Source organism: Massilia aquatica (assembly GCF_011682045.1).
Classification (GTDB): domain Bacteria; phylum Pseudomonadota; class Gammaproteobacteria; order Burkholderiales; family Burkholderiaceae_D; genus Telluria_A; species Telluria_A aquatica.
Genome location: NZ_VVIW01000003.1, coordinates 311,133 through 325,820 on the forward strand (window position 1 = coordinate 311,133; position 14,688 = coordinate 325,820).

General features: G+C 65.0%; 8 protein-coding genes. 6 read left to right on the forward strand and 2 right to left on the reverse strand.

What is annotated here, in order from left to right; all coding sequences use genetic code 11:
• Positions 1–35: 35 nt before the first annotated feature.
• Complete coding sequence (locus F1609_RS07375) at positions 36–833, forward strand: carbon-nitrogen hydrolase family protein (protein ID WP_167075836.1); 798 nt, start codon at positions 36–38, stop codon at positions 831–833.
• 70 nt (positions 834–903) lie between these two features.
• The gene (gene tldD / locus F1609_RS07380; RefSeq protein WP_167075837.1) at positions 904–2,364 is read left to right on the forward strand and encodes a metalloprotease TldD; all 1,461 of its coding nucleotides are present in this window, start codon (positions 904–906) and stop codon (positions 2,362–2,364) included.
• Between the two features lie 156 nt (positions 2,365–2,520).
• On the opposite strand, the gene F1609_RS07385 is transcribed toward tldD, so the two are convergent.
• Both F1609_RS07385 and F1609_RS07390 read right to left on the reverse strand, forming a co-directional pair.
• Positions 2,521–5,193 carry a TonB-dependent receptor gene (locus tag F1609_RS07385; RefSeq protein ID WP_167075838.1) on the reverse strand — a complete coding sequence of 891 codons (2,673 nt, stop codon included), beginning with the start codon at positions 5,191–5,193 and terminating at the stop codon, positions 2,521–2,523.
• A 12-nt stretch (positions 5,194–5,205) separates the two neighbouring features.
• The gene (locus F1609_RS07390; RefSeq protein ID WP_167075839.1) at positions 5,206–8,055 is read right to left on the reverse strand and encodes a TonB-dependent receptor; all 2,850 of its coding nucleotides are present in this window, start codon (positions 8,053–8,055) and stop codon (positions 5,206–5,208) included.
• Between the two features lie 497 nt (positions 8,056–8,552).
• Between F1609_RS07390 and aroG the strand changes: the two genes are divergently transcribed.
• The 4 genes from aroG (at position 8,553) to F1609_RS07410 (ending at position 14,671) form a co-directional block, all read left to right on the forward strand.
• Positions 8,553–9,614, forward strand: a complete 1,062-nt coding sequence (aroG, locus tag F1609_RS07395; protein WP_167075840.1) for a 3-deoxy-7-phosphoheptulonate synthase AroG — start codon at positions 8,553–8,555, stop codon at positions 9,612–9,614.
• Between the two features lie 612 nt (positions 9,615–10,226).
• Positions 10,227–13,118, forward strand: coding sequence for a TonB-dependent receptor plug domain-containing protein (locus F1609_RS07400; RefSeq protein WP_167075841.1), 2,892 nt, complete (start codon positions 10,227–10,229; stop codon positions 13,116–13,118).
• A gap of 216 nt (positions 13,119–13,334) precedes the next feature.
• Positions 13,335–14,288 (forward strand): 4-hydroxy-3-methylbut-2-enyl diphosphate reductase, encoded by a 954-nt coding sequence (gene ispH, locus F1609_RS07405; protein WP_167075842.1) that lies wholly within the window; start codon positions 13,335–13,337, stop codon positions 14,286–14,288.
• Positions 14,289–14,314: 26 nt separating this feature from the next.
• Positions 14,315–14,671 carry a hypothetical protein gene (locus F1609_RS07410; protein WP_167075843.1) on the forward strand — a complete coding sequence of 119 codons (357 nt, stop codon included), beginning with the start codon at positions 14,315–14,317 and terminating at the stop codon, positions 14,669–14,671.
• The last annotated feature ends 17 nt before the right edge of the window (positions 14,672–14,688 follow it).

The following is a 14,688-nucleotide window of genomic DNA, read 5'->3' on the forward strand; positions in this document are numbered from 1 at the left end:
CCGACTGAACAGAAGCACCGACCGGAGACCGAGACATGACCCACGTGGCCGCAGTACAAATGATCAGCACCCCCATCGTTGCCGAGAACATCGCCACGGCGCGCCGGCTGGTGGGCGAGGCGGCCGCGCGCGGCGCCACCCTGGTCACCTTGCCGGAATACTGGCCGATCATGGGCATGAGCGACACCGACAAGGTGGCCCACGCCGAAGCGCCCGGACACGGTCCCATCCAGGACTGCATGGCGCAACTGGCGCGCCAGCACGGCATCTGGCTGATCGGCGGCACCTTGCCGCTGGTGTCCACGGACGCCGGGAGGGTCATGAACACCACCCTGGTGTACGACCCGCAAGGCGCGCCGGTGCAGCGCTACGACAAGATCCACCTGTTCGGTTTTACCAAGGGACTTGAAACCTACGACGAGGCGCGCACCATCGTGCCGGGCGAGGCTGTGGTGGCGTTCGAGGCGCCGTTCGGGCGGGTTGGCTTGTCGGTCTGCTACGACCTGCGCTTTCCCGAGCTGTACCGGGCCATGGGCGAGTGCGCGCTGATCGTGGTCACGGCCGCCTTCACCCACACCACCGGTCTGGCGCACTGGGAAGTGCTGCTGCGCGCGCGCGCCATCGAAAACCAGTGCTACGTGCTGGCCTCGGCCCAGGGCGGTACCCACGTCAATGGGCGCCGCACCTTCGGCCACAGCATGCTGATCGACCCCTGGGGCGAGGTCAAGGCGCTGCTGGAAGAGGGCGAAGGGGTCGTCAGCGGCGAGCTCGACGCGGCTTTCCTGGCGGGGGTGCGCGAAAGCTTGCCGGCACTTAAGCACCGAAAGCTGTGAGCCACCCTGCGCGCTACCGTAACAGGCCGACTATGGCACAATGCCTGATCCACACTGAAAGACCCGCAAAATGACACCGTTCGAACCGAATCTCTCCTCCCTGGCAGTCGCGCGCGATGTGCTGCTGACGCCCTTTGGCCTCGACGAAGGCAAGCTGCTCAGCACCCTGGGCACGATGTTTACCCACAAGGTCGATTACGCCGACCTGTATTTCCAGTTCACCAAGAGCGAATCCTGGAGCCTGGAAGAAGGCATTGTCAAGACCGGCAGTTTTTCGATCGACCAGGGCGTCGGCGTGCGCGCCGTGTCCGGCGACAAGACCGCTTTCTCGTACTCCGATGAAATCTCGGAACGCGCCCTGCTCGATGCGGCGGCCGCCACGCGCACCATCGCGCGCGCCGGCGCCGGCAAGATCAAGGTGGCGTCCTCGATGACCCCGGTGGGCGGGCGCTCGCTGTACCTGCCCAACGATCCGCTGGCCTCGCTCGACGCCACGGCCAAGGTCAAGCTGCTCGAACGGGTCGAAAAAATGGCGCGCGCGAAAGATCCGCGCGTGGTGCAGGTCATGGCCGGCCTGGCCGGCGAATACGACGTGGTGCTGGTGGTGCGCAGCGACGGCGTGCTGGCGGCCGATATCCGTCCGCTGGTGCGCGTGTCGGTGACAGTCATCGTCGAGCAGAACGGCCGGCGCGAGAGCGGTTCGGCCGGCGGCGGCGGGCGCTACAGCTACGGCTACTTCGATGACGCCATGCTCGAGCGCTACGCCGACGAAGCGGTCAAGGCGGCCGTGGTCAACCTCGACGCGCGTCCTGCGCCGGCCGGTCCGATGACCATCGTGCTGGGCCCGGGCTGGCCTGGCGTGCTGCTGCATGAAGCGATCGGCCACGGCCTCGAAGGCGACTTCAACCGCAAGGGCTCGTCGGCGTTTTCGGGCCGCATCGGCGAGCGCGTGGCCGCCAAGGGCGTCACCGTGGTCGATGACGGCACCCTGGCCGATCGCCGCGGTTCGCTCAACATGGATGACGAAGGCAATCCGACCCAGTGCACCACCCTGATCGAAGACGGCATCCTGAAAGGCTACATCCAGGACACCATGAATGCGCGCCTGATGAAGATGCCGGTCACCGGCAATGCGCGCCGCGAATCGTTCGCGCACCTGCCAATGCCGCGCATGACCAACACCTACATGCTCGGCGGCGACAAGGACCCGGAAGAAATCCTGGCCTCGGTCAAGAACGGCTTGTACGCGGTCAACTTCGGCGGTGGCCAGGTCGATATCACCAACGGCAAGTTCGTGTTTTCGGCCAGCGAAGCCTACATGATCGAAAACGGCAAGGTTACCTATCCGGTCAAGGGCGCCACCCTGATCGGCAACGGTCCTGACGTGCTCAACCGCGTATCGATGATCGGCAACGACATGCGCCTCGATTCCGGCGTGGGCGTGTGCGGCAAGGAAGGCCAGAGCGTGCCGGTGGGCGTGGGCCAGCCAACCCTGCGCATCGAAGACGTGATCGTGGGCGGTACCGCGTAAAGCGCTGGCTGTCGCTGGCAGGCCGCTGGCGCTTGCCGGCGCCCGCGGTTCAGGCAAGTTCCCAAGGGGCGCACTTCTGGTGCGCCCCTTGCGTTTCTGGCCGCTGGCCGTTGCCGGCTGCCCGCAGTCAAACAAAACATGCGCACGTGCGGACAGTCAGAACTTGTAGGTCGCCCTCACGTAAAACGTGCGCCCAAGCGGGTCCGTGTAGCGCGGATCGTAGCCCTGCTGGAAGGTCGTGCTCTGGACCGTGAATGGTGGATCGTCGTCGAGCAGGTTCTTGACCCCGGCGGTCACGCTGACCTTCTGGCTGGCCGTGTACGTGCCCGCCAGCGACCAGGTCGAGTAGTGTCCCACGCGGCCGGGCACAACGCCGTTTTCGTCGGGCTGGTCGTCATAGCCGGACAGGTAGCGGTTGGACAAGGTCTCGTTGACCGGCCCCCGGGTCCAGCCCAGGGTGGCGTTGTGACGCCAGCGGAACACGGGGGTGGCATCGGCAAAGCGCCCGGCGTTGACCGTGAACGGGCCGTTGCGCTCGTTCTGGTAGTCGTAGCGGTCGACATAGGTGCCATCGACGCCGAGCGTAAAGTTACCGAGCGCGCCGCGCTGCAGGCGCCACAGCACGCCCAGGTCGACGCCACGCGTCTTGACCTCGCCCAGGTTCTGGATGATCGCCAGCACGTAGTCGAGCCGGGTGCGGGCGGCATTGTAGGAATACAGGTTCTGGTATTTCTGGTAATCGCCGAAGATCGATTCCTCCGCCAGTTCGCTGATCTGGTCCTTGAGCCGGATATCCCAGTAGTCGGCGCTCAAGGTCAGCTTGTCGGTCGGCTCGAGCACGATCCCGGCGCTGTAGGTGCGCGAGCGTTCCGGCCTGACCTGGGAATTGCCGCCACTGCGGATGTTTTGCTGCTGATCGCAGGAAATGTTGGGATTGGCCCCCGGCGCCGCTTTCCCGCCAGGGCACAGCACCGGATCGTTCCAGGAATTGCTGGTGTTGGTGGTCGTCTGCGGCCCGTGCAGGTCGTACAGGGTGGGCGCGCGGAAGCCCTTGTTGAACGAGCCGCGCAGCAGCACCTGCTTGGTGGGCTGCCAGCGCAGCGCCACCTTGGGATTGAAGCTGTGGCCGAAATCGGTGTAGTCGTCGTAGCGCGCGGCCAGGTTCACTTCCAGGTCCTTGAGGAGAGGGACATTGAGCTCGGTGAACACGGCGCCGATGTTCCGGCTGCCGGACTGGTCCTGGGAGTCGGCGGCGCCGGAGCTCGACGCCTGGCTGGCCAGGGCGCGGTTGACGCGGTAGTCGGCTTCGTCGCGCCGGAATTCGCCGCCCAGCGCGAAGCCGAGCGGGCCGGCGGGCAGGGTCATCAGTTCGCGGCTGGCCTTGAAGTCGATGGCGCCGCTCTTGATCTTGGCGCGCCGGTATTCGCCCTGTAACAGCGACTGGCGCAGGTAGTCGTTGCCGGCGCTCGTTTGTTCGCCGAAGGGGTTGAGCAAGCCGTTGCCGACCCCCTCGATGATGCGCGCATCGACCACGTAGCCGTCGGTGAACGCGCTGCGCGCCCGCCCTACCGCATACGACAGGCCGAGGTTGTAATCCCAGCCGCCGAAGCTGCCTTCCATGCCGCCCAACAGGCGGTCGGTCAGGCTCACGTCGAGGCCTTCGCGCTTGCCGGTCACCAGCGGGCGCCAGCTGACGTCGAGCGGCTCGCCGGTGAGGCCGGCGACGGCGGGCGTGATGCCGGCGCCGGGGTAGAAGGGGCTGGTGCTGGTCATGGTCAGGCCGATGCCGGCCAGCGGCGGCGGCGCCACACGCGCTTCGTTGGTGCTGCGGCTGTGCAGGTATTCCAGGGTGCCGGTGTGGTCGGCGCCGATTTTTTTGCTGAAGCGGCCGAGGAAGGTTTCTTGCCTGGTCAGCGGGATCAGGTCGACAAACTGGGTCGAGTCGAAGCGGCAGTTCGGCGCGCCGCTCAGGTTGGGGATGGAATACGGCGGCCGGCAGCCAGTGGCAAAGCTGGGATTGCCGGAAATGCCTTTCTCGGAATAGAAGTTGGCGGGGAAGGTGGTGCCGCTGGTCTGGTTCAGGCCGCGCTCGGGACGCACCCCGGTGCGCGCGAAGTCGCGGTCGGTGGCGGTGAGGGAAGACTGGCGGTGGAAGTCGGCCACCCCGAGCAGGTTGTAGCCGTCGGTGGCCAGGTCGCCCCAGCCGCCGGTGAAGTTGATGCGCTGCTCGTCGCCGCCGCCCGAGCCGGCCGGCTGGTACGCTTCCACGCTCGCTTCCATGCCGCGGTAGGAGCGCTTGGTGACGAAGTTGATCACGCCGCCGATGGCGTCGCTGCCGTAGATGGCCGAGGCGCCGTCGCGCAGCACCTCGACCCGTTCCAGCGCGGCCACGGGAATGATGTTCAGGTCGACCGTATCGGCGAAGAAGGGGTGGTTCGCCAGGCGCCGGCCATTGAGCAGGACCAGGGTCTTGTCGCCGCCCAGGCCGCGCAGGTCGGCGGTGGCGCGCCCGCCGGTGCCGGAGCCGACCGACTGGCTGGCGCCGGTCGAGGTCTGGTTCATGGGAATGGTGGCCAGCACCTCCTGCACGGTCGAGAGCCCCTGCTTGGCGAAGTCGTCGGCGCGCAGCGAGGTGATCGGCAGCGCGGTCTGGGCCGCCAGGCGGCGCCGGATCGAGGTGCCGACGATTTCGACTTTTTGCATGTCGCCGGAAGCGCCGGCCGGCGCCGGCGCCTGGGCCTGGGCCGGCGCAGCCAGCGCAGCGGCGCCAAGCAGGGCGCCACCGGCGCACAGACGGCGAATGGCGGCGCAGAGGGTTTTTTCAATCATGTGCGGCTCCGGTTAAAAGGTGTAACGCACGCCGGCCGTGAAGAAACGCCCCACGGCGCCGGCATAGTCGAGCGGGTTGTAGGCGGTGGCGCCGTAGGTCAGCGGATCGAGCGGGGCGATCTTGTCGAAGATGTTTTGCGCCGACCCGAACACTTCGACCCGGGTGCTCGGCTTCCAGCGGAAGGTCAGGTCGACCGTGGTGAAGGAGGGCAGTTCGCAGCCGGCCGGGGCCGCATCACCATTGGCGAAATGGCTGGCGCAACCGGCCGGGTCGTTCTTGAACAGCGTGTTCTTGAGGTCGCCCCGGTAGTTGACGTTGGCCGCCACCCGCCACGCGGCGCGCTCCCACGACAGGGAAAAATTGACCCGGTCGTCGGGCGTGCCGACGCAGTTTGTGACGTCGCAGTTGCCATGGGTGCCGGCAAAATCGCGCGAGCTGCCGTCCTGCTCGGTGCGCAGCCACTTGAACAGGTGGGTCCACCTGGCGTTCATGGTGAGCTCGCCGGTGCCGGGTCCGACGTCGAAGCGCTGGGTCAGGTCGAGGTCGGCGCCGCGTACTTCGGTGCGGGCCGAGTTGACATAGCTGGCCAGCACCGCCGTGATCGGGCCGGGGTCGCCGGGCAAGGCGGCGCTGGTCGGATCGCGCGCGATGCGCCCCGCCGCGATGGCGGCATCGCTCTGTTCCTGGTTGATTTCGTTCTTGCGCTTGATTTCCCACAGGTCGAGCGCGACATTGGTGCGCTTATAAGGGTCCCACACCATGCCGAGATTGATACTGCGTGATTTTTCGGGCGACAGCGCCGGGTTGGGCGAGGTGATGATGGCGATCGGGGCCGGGGCACAGGCGATTTCGACCCCCAGGCCACAACGCAGTGGATCGACGGCGGTGGAAAACGCGGCCAGGCCGCCGACGCCGTTTTCAGCCGTGCTGGGGGCGCGAAAGCCGCGCGCATACGTGCCGCGCAAGGCAAAGGTGCGCACCGGCGTCCATTTCACGCCGAACTTGGGCGTGTAGGAGTCGCCGGCGTCGGTGTAGTGGTCGGCCCGCAGCGCCCCCGTCAGTTCGAGCGTCGGGTGCACCGGCGCGAGCACCTCGCCGTACAGCGCGGCCACGTTGCGCCCGCCCTTGTAGGCCGAGTAGCCGAGGCCGACGATGTTGCCGCGCCCGGTGCCGGGCACGGCTTCCAGCTCGGCTGTTTCGCGCCGGAATTCGCCGCCCAGCGCGACGCCGAGCGGCCCGCCCGGCAGTGCGGCCAGTTCGCGCGAGGCGCGCATGTCGAGCTGGGCGATGCGGCTCCTGGCATCGTTGCGTAGCGCCGGCGCCAGCGCCGCGTACAAGGCCGGCGAATTGAGGCCGGCGTTTTCGGCGATGCGCCATACACTGCCCGGCGCCAGCGCGGCGTAGGCCGGATTGGCGCTGGCCGCCGCCACATTGGCCGGGCTCGGATTGAGCAGGGCGAACATGACGTCGCGCTGCGGGTAGCGGCTGCGTTCCTGGTCAACCTGGTTTTGCGAGAACAGCAGGGCGGTGTCGAGCTCCCACGGGCCCACGCTGCCCTTGACCCCGGCCAGCAAGCGCACGAAGTCGGAGTCGATCTGGCTCACGCGCGGGCCGACATCGGCGGCCAGGTAGCGCAGCCGCGCCGGGGTGCCGAAGTAGGGATTGTCGGGATGGCTAGCGCCCAGCATGACGTTGGCGCTGTTGACCGGCCCGGCGGGCGAGCCGACCGCGCCGCTGACCGCCGACGGCGTCGAGGAAGAGGTCGATTCGCTGCGGTACAGGTTCAGTTCGGCGTAGGTTTGCACCTCCGGCGTGGCCTGGAAGGTGGCGCGTCCGAAAAAATTGATCCGTTTCTGGCGCGGCTGGATCTGGTTGTACAGTTGCGCCGCGTCGACCAGGCAGCCGCCGCCGGGGTCGCCCTGCGGATGGCGGGTGAAGTTGGCGCAGGCCGCGCCCGGAAAGGTGCGCGTGAAACCGGCGCCGGCCGGGTTGCCGCGGTTGTCATAGTCGAGCGTGTCGGGGTTGCGCACATTGCCGTTGATGGCGCTGCCGCCGGCATTGTTGGCGGTGATGGCGCCGGTGCCGCCGAGCGACTCCTGGGCGCTGAAGCCCCAGGGGCGCAGGTCGCCGCGTCCGATGTAGGCGCGCTCGGCGCGGTCGCGGTTCCAGATCTCGCCGCGCCGTCCGTACTCCAGGCTGGCCAGCAGGTTGTAGCGGTCGGCCTGCAGGTCGCCCTTGCCCCAGGTGAGCGAGGCGACCCCGTCGTTGCCGTCGCGCTCGCGCGACTGGCCGAAGCTGGCGCGCACGGTGGTGCCGCGGAAGTCGCGCCGCAGGATCACGTTGACCACGCCGGCGATCGCGTCCGAACCGTACATGGCCGAGGCGCCATCCTTGAGTACTTCGACCCGCTCGACGGCGTCGGCCGGGATGATGTTCAGGTCGGAAAAGACTTTCTGGCCGTCGTCGGCCAGGCCGTACGGGGCCACCCGGCGCCCGTTGAGCAGCACCAGGGTGGAGGCGGCGCCCAGGCCGCGCAGCGAGATGCCGGAGGCGCCGCTGGCGAAGCCGCCGCCGAAGCTCGACGGCACCGAGCCCTGGTTGTCGACCGCCAGGGTTTGCAGCAGCTCGGCCACGGTGGTCTTGCCGGAACGCTCGATATCGTTGCGGTTGAGGGTGATGACGGCGGCCGCCGTTTCCCTGGTGGCGCGCGGGATCAGGGTGCCGGTGATTTCGACGCGCGGGATGGGCGCGGGCGGCGCGGCGGTTTGCGCCTGGGCGGCGCACGAGAGCAGGGCCAGGCCGGCGGCGCTGCCGCCGGCGAACAGGCACCGCAGCGAACGGGAGAGAATGGTTTCTTGCATGAGAGGCTCCATAAAGCGTATGACTGCCCCGTCCGCTTCGAAGTACCATGATTTAGGTCAATCTATCTGATTGGAAAAGTTGACCGTATTTGATCTGGCGCAAAGGCCGGGCAGGGGGCTCGGTGATTGAGTTTTGCACCCGAGGCGGTCGCACAACTGATCTGGATCAAATGTGACAGGCATCGGCGCCGCTGTTGTGGGAAGCGCGCAACCGCTTGTGCGCTGCGGCGCTGACGGGTGCCGATAAAACAGCTTGCCAAATTGCAGGAATTGTTGTTATAGTCCTTGCACCACTTTCGGATCTTGCCATGCACAACGTCGTTTTCTTTACCTGCTACTTTTACTTTAGCAATTCCAACCCAAAGGCGGTGGAGTAGCGGCAGGTTCACGTAGCAACGACGAGATCTTGCAACATCCAGAGAAACCGCCAGTCATGGCGGTTTTTTTTTGTCCAGCCAGTCAGAAACCAGTTTGATACACCAGCCACGGAGAACACCATGCCACGCACCGACGATCTACGCATCCGCGAAATGAAGGAACTGACGCCGCCCTCCCATCTGATCCGCGAGTTTGCCTGCGGCGAGCGCGCCGAGCAGACCGCGGCCGGCGCGCGCGTGGCGCTGCACCGCATCCTGCACGGCCAGGACGACCGCCTGATGGTAGTGATCGGCCCCTGCTCGATCCACGATACGAAGGCGGCGATGGAATATGCGCGCCGCCTGATCGGCGAGCGCGAGCGCTTCAAGGGCGAACTCGAAATCGTCATGCGCGTGTACTTCGAAAAGCCGCGCACCACGGTCGGCTGGAAGGGCTTGATCAACGATCCGTACATGGACAACAGTTTCCGCATCAACGATGGCCTGCGCATGGCGCGCGAGCTGCTGCGCGACATCAACGAGCTCGGTTTGCCGGCCGGCACCGAATACCTTGACGTGATCAGCCCGCAATACATCGCCGACCTGATCAGCTGGGGCGCGATCGGGGCCCGCACCACCGAGTCGCAGGTGCACCGCGAACTGGCGTCCGGGTTGTCGTGTCCGGTGGGCTTCAAGAATGGGACCGACGGCAATATCAAGATCGCGGTGGAAGCGATCAAGGCGGCGTCGCAGCCGCACCACTTCCTGTCGGTGACCAAGGGCGGGCATTCGGCGATCGTGTCGACCAACGGCAATGAGGATTGCCACATTATCCTGCGCGGCGGCAAGACCCCGAACTACGATGCCGCCAGCGTGGACCTGGCCTGCCAGCAGATCGCCGCGCAGGGCCTGGACGCGCGCCTGATGATCGACGCTTCGCACGCCAACAGTTCCAAGAAGCCGGAAAACCAGGTGCCGGTATGCGCCGATATCGCCGCCCAGGTGGCCGGGGGCGATGGCCGCATCGTCGGCGTGATGGTGGAGTCGCACCTGGTGGCCGGGCGCCAGGACCTGGTGCCGGGCAAGGAACTGGTGTACGGCCAGTCGATCACCGATGGCTGCATCGATTGGGACAGCAGCGTGGCCGTGCTCGAAGGCCTGGCCGAGGCGGTGCGCCAGCGCCGCCAGCGCGCGCCGGCCTGAAGCGATCGCAGCGGGCTGAAGATGCCGCACTGAGGCACAGCGGGGCGTGCGCCAGCGGCCCCGCGCCTCTCCCGATAAGCTGAAACGGCGGCGCTGCCCGGCGCCGCCGCCTGTTCATTTCCCCAACGCCGCGACCGGCGCCCATATTGAACGCCGCCATACGCAACATGGCGCGCTTCCACGCGCCCGCTTTTCAAGCGGGCACGGCTGCGCATTGCCAACCCCTGCAATTAATTTCCTTTATTCAAACACAAATTTCTGTTCCGTATGCAAGAAACTACAGTGCAATCGACTGCACGCGACCACGGCTGTTGTTTATATACATATTGTGTGTTTACCGTTGACATCAATTATTCCCATATGTTTCTATCTTGGGCTTGATTGGCAAAAAAGCACAGAAGTGCGGCGCCAGTTGGAGTATGTCGCTTTAAGCGAAGTGAAGAAGTTTCAGCCGACGGAGACAAGGTTACCAAGAACTCGGCTGTTGTACTTTGCATCGGGACGTGTCCGCGATCCGGAACGTGCCACCGCGAGGTTCGCTACTTAAATTGATGCACCCTCCAAAAGAGATGGTGTTAATACTAATATTTTATAAAATCAAGGGATTCACACATGATGACAGAAACCGTTTTATCGCGTTCACTGCGCCTGGTCTTTTCGGGCGGTATCGCAGTCGGCCTCGGCCTTGCGGCATTGCCAGCCGTCGCCCAGACCGCTTCACAGGACAATTCGATGCAGCGCGTCGAGATCACCGGCTCGTCGATCAAACGCGTCGCCGCTGAAACCGCGCTGCCTGTCACCATTCTTAAACGCGAAGACATCGAGCGCACCGGCGCCACCTCCGCCCAAGACCTCGTCAACCTGATTCCGGGTAACTTCGGCGGCGGCGTCACCGCCAACAACGTCGGCGCCTCCGGCGTGCCGTCGACCGCCAACCTGCGCGCCCTCGGCGCCCGCTACACGCTGGTGCTGCTGAACGGCCGCCGCGTGGCCAACTATGCGGTCGGCAACAACCCGGTCGACCTGAACTCGATTCCGCTGTCGGCCATCGAACGCATCGAAGTGCTGCGCGACGGCGCCTCGGCCGTGTACGGCGCCGATGCGGTGGCCGGCGTGATCAACTTCATCCTGCGCAAGGACTACAAGGGCGTGGAAATGTCCGCCTACAAGACCCACGTCGACCAGGGTGGCGGCAACACCAAGAGCTTCAATATCACGGCCGGCTTCGGCGACCTGGCGACCGACCGCTTCAACGTGCTGGTCAGCGCCAACCACGAAGAGAACGAAAAACTGCTGGCGTCCGAGCGCAGCTTTTCGACGACCTCGGTGCGTCCCGACCTGGGCATCAACAAGTCTTCGCCGCGTAACGGCGTGCCCAACCTGACCTTCATCGATTCGCTCGGCAACAAGTACGTGGGCGTCAACCCGTTCCGCTACAACGGTTGCAAGAACGACGAATTCAGCCTGGTGGTTAACAGCGAAAAAGGCTGCGGCACCGACTACGTCAAGTACATCGACCTGGTTCCTGAAGCCAAGCACGACAATATCGTCACACGCGGCGTGTTCAAGGTCAGCGACAGCCTGGAACTGTTCGCCGAAGCGGCTTACACCAAGGACAAGATGATCGCGGCGTCCTCGCCGGCGCCGTATACCGAGCCGATGAACTACCCGGTCAAAGGCCGCTTTTATCCGAAAACCATCAAGCTGCCGAAAGGCTTGAAACTGCCTGCCGGCTACAAAATGCCGAATGGCACTGTTACGACTGCGGAAAGCGTTCTCGCGGCCGATATGGACGTCACCCCGACCGGTCCGCTCTCGGGTACCTGGCGTACCGTCGCCGGCGGCGGCCGCAACGACCTGACCAAGACCGAGAACACCCGTGTCGTGGTGGGCGCCAAGGGCAATATGGTCGGCTGGGATTACGAAACGGCATTGACCTATGGCAAAAACGAAGTCGAAATCAGCTTCGGCCCAGGCAAGTTCAGCTACGCCAAACTGCGGCCGCTGGTCGATTCCGGCGAGATCAATGTGTTCGGCACCCAGGATGCGGCCAGTCTGGCAGCCTTGCTCGGTTCGCAGCTGAGCGGCTTCGAAAACGGCGGGGTGTCGACCTCGAAAGAGTTCGATTTCCGTATGTCCAAGGAAATCTTCAACCTGCCGGCCGGTGCGGTCGGCTTCTCGGTCGGTACCTCCTACCGTACTGAAAAGCTGAGCCAGGTATCGTCCGATGTGCTCAAGAACGGTGACGAAGTCGGCGGCGCTGGCGAAATTCCTGGCGTGACCGGCGACCGTAAAGTGTTCGGCCTGTTCTCGGAAGTTGTTGTTCCTGTCGTTAAGGACCTGGAACTGACCGCCGCTGCGCGCTACGACAAGTACAAGAACGGTTTCGGCACCGAATTCGACAATCTGAGCCCGAAACTTGGCTTCACCTACCGTCCGAGCGCCATGATCATGGCGCGCGGTTCGGTGGCCCGCGGCTTCCGCGCCCCGACCCTGGTCGACAACCTCAATCCAAAGGCGCTGAACAACACCTCGTCGAATTTCAACGATCCGATCCGCTGCCCGAATGGCGTGGCGATCAACGACACGGTGGGCGAACGCCAGGATGAGTGCTCGGTCCAGCTCGACACCCAGAACAGCGGCAATCCTGATCTGAAGCCGGAAAAATCGAAGCAGTACACCCTGGGCCTGGTATTCCAGCCGACCTCGACCATCAGCGGTTCGATCGATTACTGGAACGTGAAGATCGACAAGTCGATCAACGCGATGTCGGAAAATACCGTGTTCGGCGATCCGGTTGCCAACATCAACCAGTTCTACCGCTACGATCCGGTAATCGAAGACAAGTATTTGAAAGACAAAGTAGACGCGGAAAAGCTTAATCTGCCTCCGCCGCCAGTGCCGGTCGGCGCCAAGAAGCTTCCTTACAAGGCCAGCACCAACAAGGACTTCCCGCTCGCCTACGTGGCACTGCCACGCGTGAACACCGGCAAGTTCTACGCCGCCGGTGTCGATTTGAACCTGAACTACCGCCAGAAGTTCGGCGACATGGGCACGGTCGGCGCGAACTACGATTCGACCTACTACAGCAAGCATGGCTACCAGTACGAGGGCGAAAAGGAAGTCAGCGACCTGGGCAAATTCAAGGACTTCGGCCCGACCCCGCGCTATCGCCACACCCTGGGCCTGACGTACGGCCTCGGCCAGTGGAGCGGCTCGGTCACCCACAACTACACCAAAGGGTACTGGGACTACACCGATCCTTCGCTGATCGCCGCCGACTACCCGGAACTGCGCAAGGTCGGCAACTACTCGACCTTCGATGCCACCATTGGCTGGAAACCGATGAAGAACCTGAGCATGACCTTTGGTGTCAAGAACATCGCCGACGAAGACCCACCATCGTCGCGTAACGGCGCCAACTTCCAGGTCGGCTACGATGCGTCGTTCACCAACCCGCTGGGCCGCACCTTTTACGCACGTCTGAACTACAAGTTCCTGTAATTGCCGGGGTGGGCGGCGGTTGACAGACAGCCACCGCTTACCTTTGCAAGAAACTTGTAGGACGTAAAAAACCCCGCCGGACACCCTGTCCGGCGGGGTTTTTTCTTGGCGGTGCGGCCTTGCGACATTTCAGGGGTTTGATCTGTATCAATCCCGGCCGGGTCCAGCCACGTAAGCTCTAAAGCGGACTGATCCAGTCTCCGCTTCGGAGGATGTATGCAAATCGTGTTGGCCAATCCGCGCGGCTTTTGTGCCGGGGTCGAGCGCGCCATCGAGATCGTCGAGCGCGCCCTCGAGGTGTTCGGCGCGCCGGTCTATGTGCGTCACGAAATCGTGCATAACCGCCACGTGGTGGCCGCGCTGCGCGAGCGCGGCGCGCTGTTCGTCGAGGAACTGGCGCAGGTGCCCGAGCACAGTATCGTGGTGTTCAGCGCGCACGGCATCGCGCCGCAGGTGCGGGCCGAGGCCGACGCGCGCGGCCTGCGCGTGTTCGACGCCACCTGTCCGCTGGTCGGCAAGGTCCACATGGAAGTCGGGCGCCACGCGCGCGACGGCCGCGAAGTGATCCTGATCGGCCACGCCGGGCATCCCGAAATCGTCGGCACGCTCGGCCACTACAGCGGCCCCAGCGCGCGCGCCATCCACGTCGTCGGCAACGCCGGCGAAGCCGCGCAGCTCCAGGTGCAAGACCCCACGCGCCTGGCGTACGCCACCCAGACCACGTTTTCGATCGACGACATCAAGCCCATCCTGCATATCCTGCAAATGCGCTTTCCGGCGCTGACCGGGCCGCGCAAGGAAGATATCTGCTACGCCACCCAGAACCGCCAGGCCGCCATCAAGGAACTGGCCGCCACCTGCGACCTGATCCTGGTGATCGGTTCGCCCGCCAGCGCCAACTCGCAGCGCCTGCGCGAGATCGCCGCGGGGCAGCAGGTCGACGCCTACCTGGTCGATGACGCCGAGCAGTTGCAGCGCGCCTGGTTCGACGGCCGCCGCCGCGTCGGCATCACCTCCGGCGCCTCCACCCCCGAAGTGCTGCTCGGGCAGGTGGTGGCGCGCCTGCAAGCGTGGGGCGCCGGCCCGGTGGAAAATCGTCCCGGCGTGCGCGAGCACGTGGTGTTCGCCCTGCCGCGCGAACTGGTGCGCGCGGCCCGCACCGCAAGCTGAATTTCAACCCTGTGAGGAGAACCATCATGCCCGAACAAAACGTCTCGATCCTGTCCTTCGCGGAAGAAACGGTCCGGCTCGAACATACCTTCAAACTCGACAAGCCGTGCCCGGTCTCGATTTCGTTCGATCCGTCCCCGGCCAGCGTGATGCTCTCAAGCGACCCGCAGCGTCCGCTCCAGGTCAGCATGAACATGCTGCTGGCCGCGCGCGAGCCGGTGCCCGTGTGCATCACCGTGTGCGAACCGATCTGCGCGCGCAGCGATTACACGATCGGCATCGAGGTGTTCGGCAACCCGTTTGCCAGCATCACGGTGCGCGGCACCACGCGTTTGTTCGCCTGCCGCGACGATGTGCCGACCCCGACCCCGGTGCCCGGCTGATGTGTCCGGGGCCGCGC

Excerpts from the sequence above, each read along its gene's own strand:
- F1609_RS07375 (WP_167075836.1), top strand. The coding sequence starts at position 36 with ATGACCCACGTGGCCGCAGTACAAATGATCAGCACCCCCATCGTTGCC.
- tldD (WP_167075837.1), top strand. The coding sequence starts at position 904 with ATGACACCGTTCGAACCGAATCTCTCCTCCCTGGCAGTCGCGCGCGAT.
- F1609_RS07385 (WP_167075838.1), bottom strand. The coding sequence starts at position 5,193 with ATGATTGAAAAAACCCTCTGCGCCGCCATTCGCCGTCTGTGCGCCGGT.
- F1609_RS07390 (WP_167075839.1), bottom strand. The coding sequence starts at position 8,055 with ATGCAAGAAACCATTCTCTCCCGTTCGCTGCGGTGCCTGTTCGCCGGC.
- aroG (WP_167075840.1), top strand. The coding sequence starts at position 8,553 with ATGCCACGCACCGACGATCTACGCATCCGCGAAATGAAGGAACTGACG.
- F1609_RS07400 (WP_167075841.1), top strand. The coding sequence starts at position 10,227 with ATGATGACAGAAACCGTTTTATCGCGTTCACTGCGCCTGGTCTTTTCG.
- ispH (WP_167075842.1), top strand. The coding sequence starts at position 13,335 with ATGCAAATCGTGTTGGCCAATCCGCGCGGCTTTTGTGCCGGGGTCGAG.
- F1609_RS07410 (WP_167075843.1), top strand. The coding sequence starts at position 14,315 with ATGCCCGAACAAAACGTCTCGATCCTGTCCTTCGCGGAAGAAACGGTC.